The following is a 19,422-nucleotide window of genomic DNA, read 5'->3' on the forward strand; positions in this document are numbered from 1 at the left end:
GTCAGTCCTTTCGATGTTTTTCGCGTTTGGCGCGGTATTCGGCGATCTGCGCCTCGAGCCGGTCGGCATAGGCGGCGCGGTCGGCGTCGGACATGGCGGCGAGATGTGTCAAAAGCACCTCCTGTCCCATCTCAAAGCGCGCGGCGAACCCATCGCGCTGGGTGCGCATCTGGGCCGCGACCCGGTCAGCGTTAAACGGCACGGCGCGCAGGTCGATCACAAGCGCGTCGAAACTCTCGCCGATGTTTGGGCCGTTGTTCGTGCGGCTGCGCCATGCGTCCCGCATCGCGCGGCCTATGGCGCGGCGGTCGGCATCCGAGAGCGCGCGCGTGAGCGGCCCACCGGCCATATCGAGCCGCGAGGGGTGATGACCGGCGTGATCGCCGCCATGGCGCAGCGCCCAGCCCGCTGCCAACCCCGCCACCGCAAGGTTCAGGGCCAGAGAGGCCACCAAAAGCGCCCGCACCCAAGGCTTGGTCCGGCCAGTGCCCTGCTGCTCTGTCATCAGAAATCTCCTGCCAGTTCAAACACCGCTTCGGGTGTGATATCGACCAGATAGGCCGCCTCGTTGCTGCCAGATAGCCCCTCGGGCAGGGTGGTGCCGATCCAGACGCCCGCCACAACGGCCGTTGTCAGCCCGGCCATAGCGGGCCAACCGCCCAAGAGGCGATAGAGTTGTTCCAGAAGACCAGAGCGCGGCGCGGCGCGGGCGGCCTCAGTCCGGCGGGTGATCCAGACCTGTTCGGCCTCGGCATCGCTGAGCACGCGCGCCAGCAACTCTGCCGACGGTGCGGGCGGATGGGCGCGGGCGGCGTCAAAAAACGCGCCAAGCCCGCCAATATCCTGATCCTTATCGCTCATCGACATATCCCAACTCCTCTTGTCGCCCCGCCAGAAGCGCGCTGAGTGCGCGCTTGCCGCGTGAGGTCAGACTTTCGACCGCCTCGACGGTCACGTCCATGATTTCGGCAATCTCGGGGTTCGCCAACCCGTCGATATGGCGCAGAACCACCGCTTGGCGTTGCCGTTCGGGCAACTGATCGAGCGCGGATTGCAGCGCGTCGGCGCGGGCGCGGTCCTGCATCCGTTCGGCGGCGCTGGCCTGTTCATCCTCGGGCTCTGGTATCGCATCAAGCGGCAGATTGCCGCCGCGCGCCCGCCTGCGCCGGTCGATGCAAAGATTGGCCACCACGCGGTAAAGCCAAGTGCTGACCTTGGCCTCGCCGGGTCGCCAATCGGGGGCCTGACGCCAGAGCCGCAAGAGCGCCTCTTGCGCTACATCCTCGGCCTCGGTGCGGTTGCCCAAGAGGCGGTAGGCATGCGCCATGATGCGCGGTGTCAGGCGCAGCGTGAGGAGGCGCGCGGCCATGCCGTCACCGTCCGCGAACCGCGCCAAGAGCGCGTCATCGGGCAGATCCTCCATGGCGTCGAATGGCATGCGCATCACCCTTTAGCGTATCCTTCGGATCGGCCCCTGACCAGAGGCCCGGCGCGGGGGTATCCCCGCGCCGCAAGATGTTACTCGCTGGCCTTCTTGTCTTTCATCATGCCGTGATGCTTGCCGTGCTGGGCGCGCATCTGGGAAAACTCTTCCTCGGAAATCGCGCCATCGCCATCGGCGTCCATCTTTTCGAACATTTTGCCCTTGTTGCGGGCCTGCATCTCGTCGGGGCTGAGCATGCCATCGCTGTTGGCATCGTGCCGCTCAATCATGTGATCGGCATAGGCGGCCATGCGCTCGGCCTGACGTTCAGTCATGCGGGCGACCAGCTCGTCTTTGGACAGGGCCCCGTCGCCATCGCTATCGGCACCTTCGAACCGCGCCTGCATGTGGTTGGCCATCTCTTCTGGCGTGATCTTGCCATCGGCATCGGCGTCCAGCTCTTCAAAGCTGTGCTGCATGCCCATGCCTTTGCCCATCTTGCCCTTGTGGCTGTCGGCCTGTGCCACGCTGAGCCCACCGGCCAGAATCGCCGCTGTCAGGCCCACCATCAGAACTGTCTTTTGCATTATCGTCTCTCCCTCAGGGATTTGATGCCTTGTCGTGAAGCGCCCGGATCGTTGGGGCGTTTCTAAGGTCTCTTACGCGGGGCGCGGGCCGCTCCGTCGCAAGGGATGAAATTTTTTGCAGATGCGGTGCAGGCTTTGCGACATCGCGCCGCAAGGACGGTCTGTCATCTTTCCTCTATGTCCCGCGTGCGCCATGTTTGCGCAAACGCAAAGCGAGGCTTCTCATGGGCGATACGACGATGACACAGACTGACCGCGCCCTTTGGCCTGCGGTGCGCCGGGGGTTTTCCCGGAAATGCCCGAACTGTGGCAGTGGCCCGCTTCTGAGCAGCTATCTCAAGCTGCGCGATACCTGCCCTGTGTGCCGCGAGGATCTGAGCCATGCGCGCGCTGATGATGGCCCGGCCTATCTGACGATTCTGATCGTGGGGCATCTGATGGCACCGCTGCTGCATATTGCCTTTGTCCAGTTCCGGCCCGAGCCTTTGGTGCTGTTCACGATATTCGCTATTGGCACCATCGCGCTGTCGCTCTACCTTTTGCCCCGATTGAAGGGGGCCATTGTGGCCTTTCAATGGGCGCGGCTGATGCATGGGTTCAAAGAGAGCCACTAGCCCCGCCGCAAAGGGGCAGGCATGAGCGCAATCGACAAGACCGCTATTCGAGACGCCGCAACCGTCATTGTGCTGCGTGATCCAGAGCGGCCGCATGTTCTGATGGGGCAGCGCGGGGCCGAAGCGGCGTTTATGCCCAACAAATTCGTCTTTCCCGGAGGGGCCGTGGATGCGGGCGATGCCGAAATTCCGCTTGTGCGCCCCCTGCCGCCGCTTTGCGCTGCGCGCCTGACCGAGGATTGTGAGCGCGATCTGAGCCATGCGATTGCCGCCGCCGCCATCCGCGAGTTGTGGGAAGAAACTGGTTTGGCGCTTGGAATGCCCGGCGCATGGCCGGGTGATGTGCCCGGTGATTGGCAAGGCTTTGCCGCGCGCGGTCTGGTGCCGGTGGCCGATCCGCTGCAATTCGTGTTTCGCGCGATTACCCCGCCGGGGCGTCCGCGCCGGTTCGATGCGCGGTTCTTTTTGGTGCATGCCGAGGCGTTGGCGGGGGACCCGGATGATTTTTCCGCCGCCTGCGAAGAATTAAGCCATCTGCAGTGGATCCCGCTGGAAGAGGCGCGCCGGTTTGATCTGCCGTTCATCACCGAGGTGGTGCTGGCAGAGGTCACGGCGCGGGCGCATGACCGCAATCCGCCTGTATCTGTGCCGTTCTTTCGCAATGATGACGAAGAGAGCCTGTTCTTGCGGCTGAAGGGCGCGGCGTCTGGGTGACGGGGGACCTCCCCGAGTTTCCTCTTGCGCGGAATCAAGGTGCCGCAGGCACCGCCGCGCGGCGCCCGACCGCCCCCCGGGCGGGCGCCTTTGCAGCGGCTCATCTCATTGAACCCGCGGAAGACTTGGCAGGCATAAACTGCCCATCACTTCTGTTGCAGCGCCCTCCCGCGGTCAGGCACCGCGCGGCTCAACGCTAGGGGCCAAACGCACCTTACCTAAGCGCCACCACCGCGATCACCGAGAGCGTGATCAGCGCAATGCCCCAGCCTTCGCGCCGGGTGATGCGCTCGCCAAAGAAAAGCACCGAGGCGAAGAGCGAAAAGATCACCTCGACCTGTCCGACCGCAAAGACCATCGCCGCGTTTTGGAGCGTGAAGGCGGTGAACCAGCAGAGGCTGCCCGCCATGCCGGTCAGCCCCATCCAGACTGCCGTGCGCCGCGCTGCGATGACGCGCCCCACCTGGCCCGGTTCGCGCCACATCAGCCAAAGCGTGAGGGCCACGGCCTGCATCACCGTCACCATCATCAGCGACAGACCGGCCCGCAATAGCGGGTCTGCGCTGGCAATCTCTAGCGTGGCGCCGCGATAGCCCACGGCAGAGACCGCAAAGAACGCGCCTGAGGCCAGCCCAAGCGCTGCGGCACGATTGCCAAAGCGCCGCCACCAACGCCCTTCAAATCCCGGCGTTTCCGACAGGATCAGCACACCAATCAGCCCCAAGAGGATCGCGCCAAGGCCCAGCCACGTGATTCGATCGCCCAGAATCACAAGGCCGACAAGCGCCGTCTGCACCACTTCGGTTTTCTTGAAGGTGATGCCCACGGCGAAATTACGCTCTGCAAAGAGCGCCACCACGCACCATGTTGCGAGAATCTGCGCCAGCCCGCCCGAAATCGCATAGGCCCAGAACAGCGGGGTGTAGCCCGGCCAAGTGGCACCGGTTGCAGCCAGATAGACCAACGAGAGCGCCACCACGAAAGGTGCGGAGTAGAAAAACCGCGACAGCGTTGCGCCGCCTGCGCTGAGCGCGCCCATGCTCAGGTGTTTTTGCAGCATGAAACGCAGCGTCTGGAACGCTGCCGCTGCAATCGAGAGAAAGATCCACGGCTCCATGCCCGTCACGCGCCGCGTTCGGGCGCGGCTCGCTTAGCCGCCAAACTGGCCCTCATAGACCGGCTCGAGCGTCGGCGTGTCAAAGAGCGACGACACGCTCGTGCCATTCCAGATGTTCAGGATGGCTTGGGCAAAGACGGGGGCTGTCGGGATGATGCGGATGTTGGGCGTGGCACGCACTGCCTCGGTGGGCAGGATCGTGTCGGTGATGACCATGGATTTCAGAACGGATTTGGTGATCCGCTCGACCGCCGGTCCAGACATGACGCCATGGGTGGTATAGGCATGCACCTCGGATGCGCCGTTTTCCATCAGCACTTCGGCCGCTTTGCACATCGTGCCAGCGGTGTCGCACATGTCGTCAACAATGATGCAGATTTTGTCTGTCACATCGCCGATCACGGTCATTTCCGCCACCTCGCCCGCCTTTTCGCGGCGCTTGTCCACGATCGAGAGAGGGGCGGTGATCCGTTTGGCCAGCTCGCGCGCGCGCGCCACACCGCCCACGTCGGGCGAGACCACCATCACATCCTGCATCCGGCCCTTGAACTGGGTCATGATGTCGAGCGCAAAGATCGGCGAGGCGTAGAGGTTATCCACCGGAATATCGAAAAAGCCCTGAATCTGCGCGGCGTGCAGGTCCATGGTCAGCACGCGTTCTACCCCGGCCTCGACGATCATATTGGCGACAAGTTTCGCCGAAATCGGCGTACGCGCCTTGGAGCGGCGATCCTGACGGGCGTAGCCGAAATAGGGGATTACGGCGGTGATCCGCGCCGCCGACGACCGGCGCAGCGCGTCGGCCATGATCAGAAGCTCCATCAGGTTGTCATTGGCCGGGTTCGAGGTGGGCTGGATGATGAACATATCCTCGCCGCGCACATTCTCGTAGACCTCGACAAAGATTTCCTGATCGTTGAAGCGTTCGACACGGGCGTCGACCAAGCCCACATTGACCCCGCGATGCATCGACATCCGCCGGGCAATCGCCGTGGCAAGCGGCAGGTTGGCATTGCCCGAAATGAGCTTCGGTTGCGATGTGGCTGGCATGATGGGGTCCCCGGCTGTGCAATATGACAGATTCGTGATGTTGACACCGCTTAGCATGTGGTCATGCTCAGGCAAAGCGATGCAGCAAAGGAACGTGCCGAAATGGCCCATATCGACTATTATTTTTCAACCCTCTCGCCCTATGCCTATCTGGCGGGCGCGGGGCTAGAAGAGATTGCCGCGCGGCACGGGGCCAGCCTCAGCTATAAACCGCTCGATATCATGGCGCTGTTTGCGCGCACGGGCGGTGCCGCACCTGCGGACCGGCATCCCATCCGCACCGCCTATCGCAATCAGGAATTGCCGCGTCAGGCCAAGAAACGCGGTATGGCGCTGACGCTCAAACCTGCGTTCTGGCCCACCAATCCTGCGCCGTCCTCCTATGCCATTATCGCCGCGCAGGCGGCGGGGGGTGGTGATCTGGGGGGGCTGGTGCAGTCCATTCTGCGGGCCTGCTGGGCGGAAGAGCGCAACATCGCCGAGGATGAGGTGATCCGCGATTGCCTTGAACGCGCCGGTTTCGATCCGGCCTTGGCGGACAAGGGATTGCTCAGCGGGGCGGAAACCTATGCCGCCAACCTCGAAGAGGCGGTGGCGGCTGGCGTGTTTGGTGCGCCCTTCTATGTGGTGGATAGCGGTCAGAGCTTCTGGGGTCAGGACCGGCTTGAGGATCTTGATCTGCATCTGGCGGGCAAGCTCTGATCCCATGCCGCAGGGGGTAAGGGGCGGGTTTCCGACCCATTGGACAGAGCTGGGCCATGGGCCTCGGCATGCCTTGGCGATCCACTGCTCGCTGTCGCATAGCGGCAGTTGGGGGCCGCTGGCGCGTGAGTTGGGCGGCGCGCTGCGCCTTGCCGCGTTCGATCTGCCGGGGCATGGGCAAAGCGCGGCCTGGACCGGCGACGGTGAGATTCAGGCGGTCAGCACCGCGATGGCGGCGGGCCTGCTGGAGGCGCCCACGGATATCATCGGGCATTCGTTCGGCGCGACGGTGGCGTTGCGGCTGGCGGTCGAGCGTCCGGATTTGGTGCGCACGCTGATCCTTTATGAGCCGGTGTTTTTTGCCGTGGGTCTGCACGATCAGCCCGGTTTGCGCGCAGGCCACGAGGCCGAAATGGCCGAGTATGCGGCGGGCATGGCGGCGGGGGATTTTCTGCGCGCCGCCGAAGGGTTTACCCGCGTTTGGGGCGACCGGCGCGGCTGGACCGCACTGCCTGAGGGCGCGCGCGCGGCGATGGCGGCGCAGGTGCCGCTGATCGAGGCCGCGACCGATGCGCTATATGGCGATGCGGGCGGGATGCTGTCGAGCGGCGCGTTGACGCGGATCAGCGTGCCGGTTTTGTTGATGGAAGGCAGCGCCTCGCCGGCGATCATTGCCGCGATCAATGCGGGGCTGATGGCGCGCATACCAGAGGCGCTGCGCGTGGTGGTGCAGGGCGCGGGGCATATGGGCCCGATCAGCCATGCGAGGGGCGTTGCGGAAGAGATCAAGGGGTTTCTTGGGGGGGTGCAGGGGTATTTGGGTTGAGCGTGTCCTCCGCAATGAACTGCGCTGTGCCTGACCGCCGGGTGGGCGCTGCAACAGACGTGATGGGCAGTTTATGCCTGCCAAGTCTTCCGCGTTCCAAATGAGGTGATACGTTGCAAAAGCGCCCGCCCGAGGGGGCGGTCGGGCGCTGCGCGGCGGTGCCTGCGGCACCTTGATTCCGCGCTTTGGTGATCGGGACCGATGTCGGATACCTACTGAAGTGCCGGTTTTTTGCTGCGACCCAGGCCAGCGCCCGCGCGCGGCCCTACATCAAATCACTGAGCGCCACCGCTTGACCGGGTGTGTCGGCGAATTCTACCGTTTCGACATCGACCAGCACGACCGCCCCTTGCGGTCCTTCAAGGATCACCCGCGCGCCGTCGCGCCCGATGCCATAGGTTTCGCGGTTTCCGGGCAGGATCGCCAGATCACGGCCCGCGCCGCCGTGGATGCGGTCATGGCCGCCATTGCCCACAAACACATCATCCCCAGCCGCGCCGAGCAGGATATCGGCCTTGGCCGTGCCCTCTAGCCGTGCGCCCTCTGGCCCGGCGACCTCGGTTCGGCCGTGCAGGAATGTGCCCGTCGCGCGGTCCGCATCCCATTCCGGTGCCTGCGCATTGGCGCGCATCAACGCGTCCCAGCGAGGGGTCGTATCGTCGAGATGCCGGAGCGCGCCCCAACTGCCCCATTTCGAAGGGGCGGCGACATCGACGAACGCGTTGAAAAGCGTGCCGCCTGCCGCTGTCCAGCCGCTTAGCAATTCGTCATAAAGCACGCCCATCTGTGGGCTGTAATTGAAGCCGATGAAGAACTCGGTGAGCGCGTCATTCTCGACCACGGCCCCGTGCCCCACCACATGCGTGCCGCCCTCATACATCACAAGTCGCAGGCCGTGCTGGGCGGCGATCCCGGCGTGATAGGGCAGGATATCGCGCAGCAATTCCCCCAATGAGCCCCGGCGCAGCGCCTCGGCGGCCAGATCATAGGCGAGATCATAGCGATGTGCGGCCAGATACGCCTCGGGGTCCGCGCCGAGTTCGACCGCCTTGGCGCGGGCGATGGCCGCGCTGGTGGCGATCCATCCCTGAATGGTGCCAAGCTGATCCTCGCCGCCCAAGTCAAAGCCGAAATAGCCGGTGACGGCATAGGCGTCAAAGCGGGTGACAGGTGGCGCGGTCAACTGCCCTTGCGCAAGGGCCAGAGGGGCCATCAAGAGCGGCTCTTCCAGCCCCGGCCAGCCAGTATGGGTGCCCACGACGATCGTTAGCCGGTTTTCTTGGCCGCTGAATTCCGCGCGCCAGATATCGGCCATCTGCGCCGCGCGCAGGCCTGCGAATTGCATCCAGGCATCGTCCCCCGCCGCGTCGCCCCAGAGCGCCAGCGCTTGATCACGGGCCCAGACCGTTTGAGGAAACATGAAATTCCAGACCTCGTTGGAATATTCCACATGCGCCTTGAGGTCGGGGGCGAGATGGTCGCGCAGATAGGCGGCAGAGCCCCGGATATAGCCATCATCAGCCATATGCGGCATGTTCACCCAAGGGTCAGCACCGATCTGATTGGCGAGCGCGACCATCACCTCGAGCGGCGCGCCGCGCCAGACATAGGTGGCGTCTTGGGGCAGGGGGCGATCTTCCCATGTGACCTGTGGCGCGCCATTGGTGAACATCCAGTCCATGAAGCGGATCACGCGCAGATCGGCCACTTTCTCGATCCAGAGCGGGTTGAAGATCACGCCCAAGTCATGCAGTGCCAATTGATCCTCGCGCACCACGGTGATGTCGCGCAGGGGGTCGGCCGCATCTGTCTCAAGCAGGCTGAGCGCCACCGGGCCATCGCCGGGTGTCACATCGAAGCGCACCTCACGTTTGCCATAGTCATACCGGACATTATCGGCGCGGCCCACGACCCGGATCACCCCGGTGCCCGTATAGCGCAGCACATAGCGCCCTTTCAGATGCGTGGCGGCGGCGGGCTGATCGGTCAGGATGAAGGCCTCGAGCGCCTTGGCCCCGTCGGGCAGGGCCAAGGGCCAGCCGAAGGCGTCGAGATAGCCCCCCGCCAATAACGCCTCGGTGGTGAAGGCGCCCCATTGGTCGGCGCTATGGCCGACCCAAGGGCGCGCGGTTTTCATCACATCGACGAAAGGATGCTGGCTTGACCAATCCGCGATGCCGTTCAGGCCCATGCCCAGGCTTGGGTTGGCGAGGCCTGCGCCGGATGAGATGCCTGCTGTGGCCACCGCTTGCGCCGGGGGGCTCGCTTGGGTGGTGTCGCGCAGGCCGAGCGCTTGGGCCACTTCTTCGGTCAGGCGGGGATAGGTGTCGCGCACCAGCGGATGCAAGATGTCGGGGAGTGCAAACCCGGTCGGTGCCGGCGTTTCATAGAGCGCGCTATACGCCACGAGCGCGGCCAGAAAATATTGCGTGGCGGTGCCGTGCGGGGCGTCATCGGAATAGAGCGCTTCAACGGGCATCTCCTCTAACAGGCCGGTTTGCAGGCCGGAGAGCACGGATGAGACCGGCAGAAGCGTGATCTCGATGCCGGGGCGTGCCGCTTGCAAAGCGGCCACATAATCACGAAACCAGTCGTGATAATCGCTGAGCGCGTAGCCGTGCCAGCGCCGCAGATTGCGATCCGAAGGCGGAAAGCCACGGGTAAAGCCGCCCATGTCGGGCCAGCCTTCGTAGATCACGATGCGCGCGCCGGGCCAGTCGGCGGTGGCGCGGTCGATGACCTCAAGGGTTACCGAAACCGGGCTGGCATTGTCAGGGTTGTCCCCCTCAAACGCGGCATCAGGTGATTGATATTGAATGAAATTAGCCGGCGTAATGAGCACGGTATCAGCGGCAGCGCGCCGGGCTGTCACACCGTCAAAGGACCAGTTGGGGGCGATGCCCTGCGTGGCAAAGTCGCGCAGAAATCCCCATTGCCCCGACAGGGTCAGATCGCGCCCTTCTGCCTGCGCCAGTCGCGCCAGCCAGTAGGGCACATTGGTGGCCGGGTCGTCGCTGAGGTGATGCACCAGAGAATTGCCAAACACATGCGCGCTGAGCGCTCCACGCTCGGCCTGCGCCGGGATGGTGCCCAGCATGAGAAGCGCCCCGATGAGGCCTATCAGATGTCGCATGGTCCGGTTCCCCCTGTCTTTGCCCCAATATAGAGGCGGCGCGCGCGTCTTGCCACCATCTGCGGTGGCCTGGGGGAGAGGCGGAGTTTTGAGTATTTGCACCAAGAAGAAAGCAGGGCCTGCACTTCGCGCTTGGCCCGCCCTGAGGGATCAGGCAGAAAGGGGCCATGACGCCTGATGATCTGGTTCTGACCCCACTTGGCCTGCGGTTTCGTGGGCGGCGCTATCCCTGCACCATCGGGCGTGGCGGGGTATCGGCGCGCAAGCGCGAAGGGGATGGGGCGACGCCGGTGGGCGCGCATCGCATCGTGGGGCTGCTCTATCGCCCTGACCGCATGGCGCGGCCCACCGATTGGGCGGTGCCGATCCGGCCCGGTGATCTGTGGTCGGACGATCCTGGCGACGCGGATTACAACCTTATGGTGCGCACGCCCTATCCGCATAGCCATGAGGTGCTACGCCGCGCCGATCCGCTTTATGATCTGGTGTTGATCACCGATTGGAATTGGCCGCAGGCGGTGCGGGGGCGGGGATCGTGCATCTTTATTCATCGTTGGCGGCGACCGGGCTATCCCACCGCGGGCTGTATCGGGCTGCGCCCCGATCACCTGCTCCATATCGCGCAGCAGATTACCTTTGGCGCGCGATTGATCGTGCCGCCGCGCTGATACCTATTCGGGATATTTTCGGCTTGCCGTGGCGCGGGCCAGAACCTTTTTGTCGGCGCGCGCTGTGGCGGTCCAGACATAGGTATGCACACCGCCCGGCGGACAGGGGCTTTTGTATTTGAAGGCTCCGAAGGGCAATTGCCCGTCGCTTCCTACCTTCAGGCGCCCGCCGCCGTGGTTGTAGTTGGGCGCATCGCGATCCTTGAGGGAGAATTCGATGGATGTGGTGCCAGCCGGAACCCCGCGCAGCACAAAGGCGGGGCTGCCGACCGTATTGGGCTTGCCGGTGCGGCAGGCGGGGATATTGCCCCAGTCAAAGGATATCGTGAATTCGGCCGCAGCCGTGGTGGCAGACAAGGCAAGAGCGGCAAGCGATAGAGATAAAAGGCGCATTGGTGTCTCCGATGCAATCCGTTTCTACCTGGAAAACACTACACCAGCGCGCCCGACCTGACAACAAATGCGCGTGTCGGCCTAGCCGTAGTCGCGTTCTCCGAAGATCGCAGAGCCAACGCGGACATGCGTGGCCCCCTGCGCAATCGCGCTCTCGAAATCGCCGCTCATGCCCATCGAAAGGCCCGAAAGCCCGTTGCGCGCCGCCATTTTCGCCAGCAGGGCGAAATGCAGGCTGGGTTCTTCTTCGACCGGGGGGATGCACATCAGCCCCTTGACCGGCAGATCGAGCGCGCGGCACTCGGCCACAAACCCATCAATCTCTTGTGGCAGAACGCCCGCCTTTTGCGGCTCTTCGCCGGTGTTGACCTGAAGGAAAAGGTCCGGGCAGCGCCCCATTTCCTGCGCCAGCCGCGCGATACCCTGTGCGATTTTGGGGCGGTCGACGGAATGGATGGCCTGAAACATCTCCATCGCCTGCCGTGCCTTGTTGCTCTGCAAGGGGCCGATGAGATGCAAGACTATGTCGGTGTAGCGGTCCTGAAAGGCTGGCCATCGCCCGGCTGCCTCTTGCACCCGGTTTTCGCCGAACACGCGGTGTCCTTGATCCAGCACAGCGGCGACGCGCTCTGCGGGCTGCACCTTGGAGACGGCGATCAATTCCACATCCTGCGGCGCACGCCCTGCTGCGGTGCAGGCCTTGTCCATCCGTGCCCTGATTTCGCTCAGACCCATAATCGTCCTCATTCATTGCGTTGTTCTTGCATGCCACAGGGGCCACCCCCCGCACAAGTGCGCGACAGACCGTCAAACGGCTTGCCCCTTAGCCCCGGCTTGGATAGTAGGGATGGAAACAATCCCGGACGGTGCCATGACCCATTCGCGTTTCAAGATCTTCGGCCTGACGCTGGCCAGTCTCGTGCTTCTGAGCGGCTGCGGCGCGTTCCAGAATGCGACGTTGGACCCGGAGGCCATGCGCGTTAAAGGCGGCAGAGAAAGACAGGCGGCCGCGAATGAAGGCTCTCTGCTGGATTCGTTTCGTGGGGCGAGGGACACCGTCAAGGTCAACCGCTTTCTCTGGACGGCGTCTCTGCAAGTTCTGGATTTCCTGCCGATCGAGGCCGCCGATCCCTTTACCGGCGTGATTTCAACGGGCTATGGCACCCCACCGGGGGGCGGGCAGGCCTATCGCGCCACCATCCTGATCAGCGACCCGGCGCTTGACGCGCGGTCCCTCAACGTTGCGCTGCAAACGCGGGGCGGTTCGGTGGATGCCGCAACCGAGCGCGCGGTCGAGGATGCGATTCTCAACCGCGCCCGGCAATTGCGGATCAATGCGGCGCGGTTCTGAGCACCGCCTTGGCATGGCGGCGCTCTGTTAGCGCCTGTCGGATGATCTGTTGCGACGAGTTGACAAAAAGGCCCGCCATGAGCCCGGCCACGATCAGGTCGGGCCATCCGGTCTCGGTGCCCCAAACCGCAAGGGCTGCGACCATCACCGCCACATTGCCGATGGCATCGTTGCGCGAACAGAGCCAGACTGAGCGGACATTGGCATCGCCATCCTTGTAGGCCCGGAGCAAGAGCACGCTTGCAACATTCGCCATGAGGGCAAGAAACCCGATGCTGCCCATAATCTCGGCTTGTGGCACGCCCAGATAGATCACGCGATAGACGGTGCTGCCCAGCACCCACAGCCCCATCGCCATGAGGCTGAGACCCTTGAACAGCGCCGCCGTAGCCCGCACCCGGAGGCTGGCACCGATCACGGCCAAAGACAGCCCATAGGTCAGCGCATCGCCCAGAAAATCCAGCGCATCGGCCTTGAGCGCCTGCGATTGTGCGGCTTGGCCTGCGGCCATTTCCACCCCGAACATCGCGGCATTGAGGGCGATCACGATCCAGAGCCGTTGCTTGTAGGCGGCTGAGAGCCCATCGAACTGGGCCTCATGGCCACAACATCCCGCCATGCTGCACCTCCTTTGCATTTGCGTCAGGGGCAATGTAATCTCTCTAGTGACTAGAGCTTCAAGGGGGTTTCGGGATGTTTTTGTCGATTGGCGAGCTGTCGGCGCGCACGGGCGTCAAGGTGCCCACCATCCGCTATTACGAATCCCGTGGCCTGATTGCTGTGCCACTGCGCAGTGCGGGCAATCAACGCCGCTACGGGCGGGCAGAGCTGGAGCGGTTGGGGTTCATCCGCCATGCCCGCGATCTGGGGTTCTCGCTCGAGGCGATTGCGGCGCTGATCGAGTTGCAGGATCACCCCGACCGCGGGTGCGGGTCGGCCACCCGAATCGCGCAAGGTCAGCTTGGGGCAGTGCGGGAGAAAATCCGGCGATTGCGCGCACTTGAGACCGAGTTGGCGCGCATTGCAGAGGGATGCACGGGCGAGGGGGCCGCACGCGATTGTTATGTGCTGGCGTCTTTAGCAGACCACGACCTGTGCCGCCGGGATCACCCGGCGGAGGCCAGATCCTCGACCCAGCGAAGCTGACGCGGCAGGCAGATGCCGCGCAGATCATAGCGCGCGCGGATCAGCTCGCGCGCGGTCTTGCCCAACTGCGCCCGTGCTCCGGCATCCTCCAACAAGGCGCAAATCTCATCCACCAGCGCCTCGCGGTCAAAGAAATCCACGAGTCGCCCGGTCTCGCCATGGGTGATGACCTCGCGCACCGGGGCGGTATCGCCTGCGACTATCGCGGCGGAACAGGACATCGCTTCCATCAGGGACCAACTGAGGACAAAGGGATAGGTAAGGTAGACATGTACCCGGCTGACCTGCAAAAGCCGCAGGAACTGATCATAAGGGATGCGCCCAAGAAACCGCACCCGCGCCCAATCTTCATCTGAAATCTGCGCGCGCACCTCATCAATGAAAATCTGCTTCCATGTCTGCCCCTTGGGGGGGCGGGCCCCATAGCTCACCTCGTCCCCGCCGACAATCAGCACCGTTGCATTGGGCCGCTCGCGCAAGAGGCGGGGCAGGGCGCGCATGAAGACATGATAGCCGCGATAGGGCTCTAGATTGCGGTTTACAAAGGTGATCACCTCATCTGCGCGGGTCACGTCGCACTGCCCTTCGATGGTCAGGCGGACATCAGGCAGGGGGGCGGCCTGAACCGTGTCGATGCCATCATGGCTGACCGTGATCCTCTCGCGGAAGGGGCTGGGAAAGGTATCGGCCTGAAACTGGGTCGGGCTGATTCCGGCGTGCCCGGTCTCGAAATGCAGGTGATTGTTGATGTTCTTCATCCGGATGCGCAGGGCTTCGGCCTCGATGTTTTTTGAGGCGAATTCGGGATCGAAGTTGAGATGCGGATAGCCCGCGAGGTGATAGAGCTCGCAATACAGGCCCAGCTTGGCCGTGGGCCAGACATCGCGCAGGAAAAGCGACTCTCCCCAGCCGGGATGGGCCAGAATGAGATCGGGCGTATAACCCTTTGTGCGTAGGTCTACCGCCGCCTGCCAGCAGGCCTCGGCGCGCGTGACCTTGGTATCGAGATCGACCAGCCAAGGATGCAGGCTTTGCCCGTTACGCTTGGGCAGGGCATAGGGGATCACCTGCACGCCCTGCCATTTCATGGCTTCTTTGACCCGCAGGGTCAGCGCCACGCAGTTATGCCCCTGCTGGGCCAGAAGCGGGGCCAGATGTTTGTATTGGCCGGGAAAATTCTGATGGATAAAAAGGATTTTCATAGGTGTCCGCACTTCAAAGGTTGTTCGTGGTTATAATCAGGCGATCGGCCCGCGCAAACCCCTTGCATTTTTACGCGCCCCCACTGGACCCGCGCGCGCCAACCGCCTATCACCCCCTGCAACAACCCTATCAGTAAGAGGTGCGCCCCATGTCGCGCTATGCCGCCAGTGACGTCGAAGCGAAATGGCAATCCGCCTGGGAGGCGGGCGATGTGTTTCGTGCGCGCCGCGATGAGACACGGCCGAAATATTACGTGCTGGAAATGTTCCCCTATCCGTCGGGGCGTATCCACATGGGCCATGTGCGCAATTACACCATGGGCGATGTGGTGGCGCGCTATAAGATTGCCACCGGGCATAACGTCTTGCATCCGATGGGCTGGGATGCCTTTGGCATGCCCGCAGAGAATGCGGCCATGGCGAGCGGTGGCCATCCCAAGGACTGGACCTACGCCAATATCGCCGACATGCGCGCCCAGATGAAGCCCTTGGGCCTGAGCATCGACTGGTCCCGCGAATTCGCCACCTGCGATCCGGAGTACTATGGCCAGCAACAGGCGCTGTTTCTGGATTTTCTCGAACATGGGCTGGTCTATCGCAAGAATGCGGTGGTGAACTGGGACCCGGTCGATATGACCGTTCTGGCCAATGAGCAGGTGATTGACGGCAAGGGCTGGCGCTCGGGCGCGGATGTGGAGCGGCGCGAACTGACGCAATGGTTCTTCCGCATTTCGGACCACGCCGAGGACCTGCTTGAGGCGCTCGATACCCTCGACAATTGGCCCGCCAAGGTGCGACTGATGCAGGAGAACTGGATCGGTAAATCGCGCGGGCTGCAATTTGCCTTTGGCCTGATTGACGGGCCAGAGGGGCATGACCGGGTCGAGGTGTACACCACCCGGCCCGATACGCTGATGGGGGCATCCTTTGTGGGGATTTCGCCGGATCACCCGCTGGCCAAGCGGCTTGAGGCCGAGCGCGAAGATGTGGCGGCGTTCTGCGCCGAGGCGCGCAAGGGCGGCACCACCGCCGAGGCGATCGAGAAGGCCGAGAAGCTGGGGTTCGACACCGAGCTGCGTGTGCGCCATCCCTTTGATACCGCATGGGAATTGCCGGTCTATATCGCCAATTTCATCCTGATGGACTATGGCACGGGCGCTATTTTCGGCTGTCCGGGGCATGATCTGCGCGACCATGATTTTGCGCGCAAATATGATTTGCCCATTGTCGATACCTTCCTGCCGGTCGAGGGCGACTATGACATTCAGGCGGCGCCCTATGTGCCGCTCAAATCGGAAGCTGTGCGGTATACGCGCCTGGTGGCGGGGGATGAAATTCAGACCGGCGAGACGGGTGTCAACGCCGCGATTGATTTTTGTGAGGCCAATGGCGTGGGCCAAGGTGTCACGAAATTCCGCTTGCGCGATTGGGGTCTGAGCCGCCAACGCTATTGGGGATGCCCCATTCCGGTGGTGCATTGCGACACCTGCGGCGTGGTGCCGGAAGCCAAGGAAAACCTGCCCATCCGCCTGCCCGATGATGTCACCTTTGACGCCCCCGGCAATCCGCTGGATCGGCATCCGACATGGCGCGACTGTGCTTGCCCCCGCTGTGGCGCGCCCGCGCGGCGCGAGACGGACACGATGGATACATTCGTGGATTCAAGCTGGTATTACGCCCGCTTTACCGCGCCCCATGCCGCGACGCCCACGGATATGGCCGAGGCTGAGTATTGGATGAATGTGGACCAGTATATCGGCGGCATCGAGCATGCGATCCTGCACCTCTTGTATTCGCGGTTCTTTGCCCGCGCGATGCAGATCACCGGCCATTTGCCGCAGAAGGCGATTGAGCCCTTTGATGCGTTGTTCACCCAAGGGATGGTGACGCACTCCATATATCAGTATTTAGACAATAGTGATCTAGGTTCTCAGGGAGATGAGCCTCTTTCGGCTCAGCCGTTGAGAACTGAATTCCTTTTCCCAGAAGATGTAATTGAATTTACAGACTCTTTTGGAGAGAAGAAAGCCATCAAGCGCTCGGTTGCCGTCGCCAACGGTGAAGAGGCAGTAGATGTGAGGCAGTTGGAAAATATCTGGTTGATTGAGGGCGAGGCTGGTAGGCGCGTCCAAATCATCCCCTCTGCCAAGATGTCGAAATCCAAGAAGAATGTGGTCGATCCCTCGACCATTATCGCGCAATACGGGGCCGATACGGCGCGCTGGTTTGTCCTGTCTGACAGCCCGCCCGAGCGCGATGTGGAATGGACCGCCTCGGGCGCTGAGGCGGCGCATCGGCACCTGAGCCGCGTTTGGCGCATTGCCGCCGAGATCGCGGCGAGCGACGCGCCCGCCACGCCGGAGGATGACACGCTTTTGCGTGAGATGCACAAATGCATCGACGAGGTGACCAAGGGCATCGACAGTTTCGGCTTTAACGCGGCGATTGCGCGGCTTTATGCCTTTACCAACACGCTGGCGAAATCGCAGGCAGGGACGGGGGCGAAAACCACCGCCGCCCGCACGCTGGCGCAGCTTATGTCGCCCATGACCCCGCATCTGGCCGAGGATATCTGGGCGATGCTGGGCGGTGAGGGTCTGATTGCCACAGCACCTTGGCCGGTCGCCGACCCGGCCATGCTGATCGACGAGACGGTCATATTGCCCATTCAGATTAACGGCAAACGGCGGGGCGAAATCACCGTGCCCGCCGATATGCCGAAATCCGAGGTTGAAAAACTGGCGCTGGCCCACAATGCTGTGGTCAAGGCGCTGGACGGGGCCCAGCCCAAGAAGATTATCGTCGTCCCCGGACGGATCGTCAATGTCGTGGTGTAATCGCCGCTTTTTCCTGATGTCCGGCCTCGCCCTGCTGGCGGGATGCGGCTTTGCGCCCGCCTATGGGCCGGGCGGGGCGGGATCGGCGCTGATGGGGCGGGTGGCGGTCGAGGCCCCCGATACCCGCGCCAGCTATCTCTTGACGCAAGAGATCGAGACGCGGTTGGGGCGGCCCGCCAATCCACGTTACGCGCTGATTCCGGCTGTTCGAGTGAACACGCAGGCCATGGCGATCAACCGCAATAACGTGGCATCCCGCTTTAACCTATTGGGAACAGTGGCTTATAGCTTGCGTGATCTTGAGACGGGGGTGATTGTCACCTCGAGCGAAGTCACCAGCTTTACCGGCTATTCCGCGACCGGCACGACCGTGGCGGTGCAGGCGGCGGAGCGCGACGCCGAGGCGCGGTTGATGGCGATTCTGGCGGATCAAGTGTTGACCCGCCTCTTGGCCGCAGACCTGCCCCAGCCGGAATGAAGCTCTCGCCGCGCGATGCTATCCGCTATTTCGCCAAGCCGGAGGCGCAGCGCACCGGCATACTGATCTATGGCGCGGATGCGATGCGTGTGGCGCTCAGGCGGCAAGAGATGCTCGCGGCGCTGCTCGGCCCTACTGCGGATGCCGAAATGCGCCTGACACGTCTGCCTGCGGGCGACTTGCGCAAAGACCCGGCCGCGCTCTTGGATGCGGTCAAGGCGCAGGGGTTCTTTCCCGGCCCGCGCGCGGCCTTTGTCGAGGATGCCAATGACACCGCCGCCGATGCCATTCTGGCGGCGCTCAGCGACTGGCAGGCGGGGGATGCCCAGATCATCGTGACCGCAGGCGCGCTCAAGGCGACATCGAAAATTCGCAAAGCGTTTGAGAGCCATCCCAATGCCTATGCGGTTGGAATCTATGACGATCCCCCCAGCCGAGAGGAGATTGAGGCCACATTGGCCCGCGCCGGTTTGCGCGATGTGCCGGGGCCGGTCATGGCCGATCTGACAGCGCTGGCGCGCGATCTTGATCCGGGCGATTTTCGTCAGACCATTGAGAAGCTGGCGCTTTATAAGTTGGGGGACGCCACGCCGCTGAATGCGGCGGATATCGCCGCCTGCGCCCCTGCCTCGACCGAGGCGGATTTGGACGACATCCTCAATATCGTGGCAGAGGGGCGGTCAGCAGAGATTGGCCCGGTGATGCGGCGGTTGAAGGCGCAGGGCACCCAGCCTGTTGGCCTCTGCATCGGGGCCACGCGGCATTTTCGGGCGCTCTATACCGCTGCGTCGGACCCCGGAGGCGCGGCGCAGGGCATTGCCCGGATGCGCCCGCCCATTTTCGGGCCCCGTCGCGACCGGATGCTGCGGCAGGCGCAAGGCTGGGGCGCGGAGCGCTTGCAACAGGCACTGACGATCCTGACGGATACCGACCTCACCCTGCGCTCCGCCGGACAGCGCGCGCCCGACATGGCACTGGTCGAGCGGGCACTGATCCGGCTGGCGATGCTGGCCACGGCGCGGTGATCCGGGCGAATCTGGGTTAACAGACGGAAATTTAAGAAAATTACGGAGCGGTATTGGGGCTGTATTGCGTCGGTATTGCGTCGGTGCGGGTTTGGGGGAAGTGTAGGGTTAATTCAGCGGGCGCTGGACAGAGGGAAATGGGCGGGGCAAGGTCGG

At 63.3% G+C, this 19,422-nt stretch carries 21 protein-coding genes; 10 read left to right on the forward strand and 11 right to left on the reverse strand.

Annotated features, from left to right (window positions below; translation table 11 throughout):
- Position 1: 1 nt before the first annotated feature.
- The 4 genes from GC127_RS12850 to GC127_RS12865 all read right to left on the reverse strand — a co-directional run bounded on the left by GC127_RS12850 (position 2) and on the right by GC127_RS12865 (position 2,010).
- Positions 2-505 (reverse strand): periplasmic heavy metal sensor, encoded by a 504-nt coding sequence (locus GC127_RS12850; protein ID WP_008279805.1) that lies wholly within the window; start codon positions 503-505, stop codon positions 2-4.
- A complete protein-coding gene (locus GC127_RS12855) occupies positions 505-867 on the reverse strand; it encodes a hypothetical protein (RefSeq protein ID WP_232279157.1) in 363 nt (120 codons plus the stop codon). Before GC127_RS12855 ends, GC127_RS12850 begins: the two co-directional genes overlap by 1 nt.
- Positions 851-1,444, reverse strand: coding sequence for an RNA polymerase sigma factor (locus GC127_RS12860; RefSeq protein ID WP_151979737.1), 594 nt, complete (start codon positions 1,442-1,444; stop codon positions 851-853). The genes GC127_RS12855 and GC127_RS12860 overlap by 17 nt, the downstream gene beginning before the upstream one ends.
- Before the next feature lie 74 nt (positions 1,445-1,518).
- Positions 1,519-2,010, reverse strand: a complete 492-nt coding sequence (locus GC127_RS12865) for an EF-hand domain-containing protein (protein WP_081507864.1) — start codon at positions 2,008-2,010, stop codon at positions 1,519-1,521.
- A gap of 239 nt (positions 2,011-2,249) precedes the next feature.
- Here GC127_RS12865 and GC127_RS12870 point away from each other — a divergent pair, with 239 nt between their 5' ends.
- Both GC127_RS12870 and GC127_RS12875 read left to right on the forward strand, forming a co-directional pair.
- Positions 2,250-2,624 carry a DUF983 domain-containing protein gene (locus tag GC127_RS12870; RefSeq protein WP_232279158.1) on the forward strand — a complete coding sequence of 125 codons (375 nt, stop codon included), beginning with the start codon at positions 2,250-2,252 and terminating at the stop codon, positions 2,622-2,624.
- 21 nt (positions 2,625-2,645) lie between these two features.
- Entirely contained in the window at positions 2,646-3,338 is a 693-nt protein-coding gene (locus GC127_RS12875) for an NUDIX hydrolase (RefSeq protein WP_151978459.1), read from the forward strand.
- Between the two features lie 214 nt (positions 3,339-3,552).
- Here GC127_RS12875 and GC127_RS12880 read toward each other — a convergent pair whose 3' ends face one another.
- Both GC127_RS12880 and GC127_RS12885 read right to left on the reverse strand, forming a co-directional pair.
- The gene (locus tag GC127_RS12880; protein WP_151978461.1) at positions 3,553-4,455 is read right to left on the reverse strand and encodes an EamA family transporter; all 903 of its coding nucleotides are present in this window, start codon (positions 4,453-4,455) and stop codon (positions 3,553-3,555) included.
- Between the two features lie 33 nt (positions 4,456-4,488).
- Complete coding sequence (locus tag GC127_RS12885; protein ID WP_037297258.1) at positions 4,489-5,505, reverse strand: ribose-phosphate pyrophosphokinase; 1,017 nt, start codon at positions 5,503-5,505, stop codon at positions 4,489-4,491.
- Between the two features lie 102 nt (positions 5,506-5,607).
- Between GC127_RS12885 and GC127_RS12890 the strand changes: the two genes are divergently transcribed.
- On the forward strand, positions 5,608-6,207 hold the full coding sequence (locus tag GC127_RS12890; RefSeq protein ID WP_037297095.1) for a 2-hydroxychromene-2-carboxylate isomerase: 600 nt from the start codon (positions 5,608-5,610) through the stop codon (positions 6,205-6,207).
- Between the two features lie 4 nt (positions 6,208-6,211).
- The gene (locus GC127_RS12895; protein WP_199861323.1) at positions 6,212-7,033 is read left to right on the forward strand and encodes an alpha/beta fold hydrolase; all 822 of its coding nucleotides are present in this window, start codon (positions 6,212-6,214) and stop codon (positions 7,031-7,033) included.
- Between the two features lie 265 nt (positions 7,034-7,298).
- Here GC127_RS12895 and GC127_RS12900 read toward each other — a convergent pair whose 3' ends face one another.
- The gene (locus GC127_RS12900; RefSeq protein ID WP_151978463.1) at positions 7,299-10,166 is read right to left on the reverse strand and encodes a calcium-binding protein; all 2,868 of its coding nucleotides are present in this window, start codon (positions 10,164-10,166) and stop codon (positions 7,299-7,301) included.
- A 167-nt stretch (positions 10,167-10,333) separates the two neighbouring features.
- On the opposite strand from GC127_RS12900, the gene GC127_RS12905 reads away from it, so the two are divergent.
- Complete coding sequence (locus tag GC127_RS12905) at positions 10,334-10,834, forward strand: L,D-transpeptidase (protein WP_151978465.1); 501 nt, start codon at positions 10,334-10,336, stop codon at positions 10,832-10,834.
- A gap of 3 nt (positions 10,835-10,837) precedes the next feature.
- Here the strand turns inward: GC127_RS12905 and GC127_RS12910 are convergent, their stop codons facing one another.
- Together GC127_RS12910 and GC127_RS12915 are read right to left on the reverse strand one after the other, a co-directional pair.
- Positions 10,838-11,227 carry a YbhB/YbcL family Raf kinase inhibitor-like protein gene (locus GC127_RS12910; RefSeq protein ID WP_151978468.1) on the reverse strand — a complete coding sequence of 130 codons (390 nt, stop codon included), beginning with the start codon at positions 11,225-11,227 and terminating at the stop codon, positions 10,838-10,840.
- A gap of 81 nt (positions 11,228-11,308) precedes the next feature.
- Positions 11,309-11,962, reverse strand: a complete 654-nt coding sequence (locus GC127_RS12915; protein ID WP_008279818.1) for a YggS family pyridoxal phosphate-dependent enzyme — start codon at positions 11,960-11,962, stop codon at positions 11,309-11,311.
- A gap of 112 nt (positions 11,963-12,074) precedes the next feature.
- Between GC127_RS12915 and GC127_RS12920 the strand changes: the two genes are divergently transcribed.
- Entirely contained in the window at positions 12,075-12,578 is a 504-nt protein-coding gene (locus GC127_RS12920) for a DUF3576 domain-containing protein (protein WP_008279819.1), read from the forward strand.
- Here the strand turns inward: GC127_RS12920 and GC127_RS12925 are convergent.
- Positions 12,559-13,197 carry a cation transporter gene (locus tag GC127_RS12925; protein ID WP_151978470.1) on the reverse strand — a complete coding sequence of 213 codons (639 nt, stop codon included), beginning with the start codon at positions 13,195-13,197 and terminating at the stop codon, positions 12,559-12,561. The two genes, GC127_RS12920 and GC127_RS12925, sit on opposite strands and share 20 nt — an antisense overlap.
- 74 nt (positions 13,198-13,271) lie before the next feature.
- On the opposite strand from GC127_RS12925, the gene GC127_RS12930 reads away from it, so the two are divergent.
- A complete protein-coding gene (locus GC127_RS12930) occupies positions 13,272-13,724 on the forward strand; it encodes a helix-turn-helix domain-containing protein (protein WP_008279821.1) in 453 nt (150 codons plus the stop codon).
- On the opposite strand, the gene GC127_RS12935 is transcribed toward GC127_RS12930, so the two are convergent.
- The gene (locus GC127_RS12935; RefSeq protein WP_151978472.1) at positions 13,685-14,926 is read right to left on the reverse strand and encodes a glycosyltransferase; all 1,242 of its coding nucleotides are present in this window, start codon (positions 14,924-14,926) and stop codon (positions 13,685-13,687) included. The genes GC127_RS12930 and GC127_RS12935 overlap by 40 nt on opposite strands.
- A 149-nt stretch (positions 14,927-15,075) precedes the next feature.
- On the opposite strand from GC127_RS12935, the gene leuS reads away from it, so the two are divergent.
- Genes leuS through holA form a run of 3 tightly spaced genes read left to right on the forward strand, consistent with a single transcriptional unit; the run spans position 15,076 to position 19,266 of the window.
- Positions 15,076-17,763, forward strand: coding sequence for a leucine--tRNA ligase (gene leuS / locus GC127_RS12940; RefSeq protein WP_151978475.1), 2,688 nt, complete (start codon positions 15,076-15,078; stop codon positions 17,761-17,763).
- Positions 17,750-18,241 (forward strand): LPS assembly lipoprotein LptE, encoded by a 492-nt coding sequence (lptE, locus tag GC127_RS12945; RefSeq protein ID WP_151978477.1) that lies wholly within the window; start codon positions 17,750-17,752, stop codon positions 18,239-18,241. The genes leuS and lptE overlap by 14 nt, the downstream gene beginning before the upstream one ends.
- Entirely contained in the window at positions 18,238-19,266 is a 1,029-nt protein-coding gene (holA, locus tag GC127_RS12950) for a DNA polymerase III subunit delta (protein WP_151978479.1), read from the forward strand. Before lptE ends, holA begins: the two co-directional genes overlap by 4 nt.
- Positions 19,267-19,422 lie beyond the last annotated feature (156 nt).

The organism is Roseovarius sp. EC-HK134, from assembly GCF_902498815.1.
Taxonomy (GTDB): domain Bacteria; phylum Pseudomonadota; class Alphaproteobacteria; order Rhodobacterales; family Rhodobacteraceae; genus Roseovarius; species Roseovarius mucosus_A.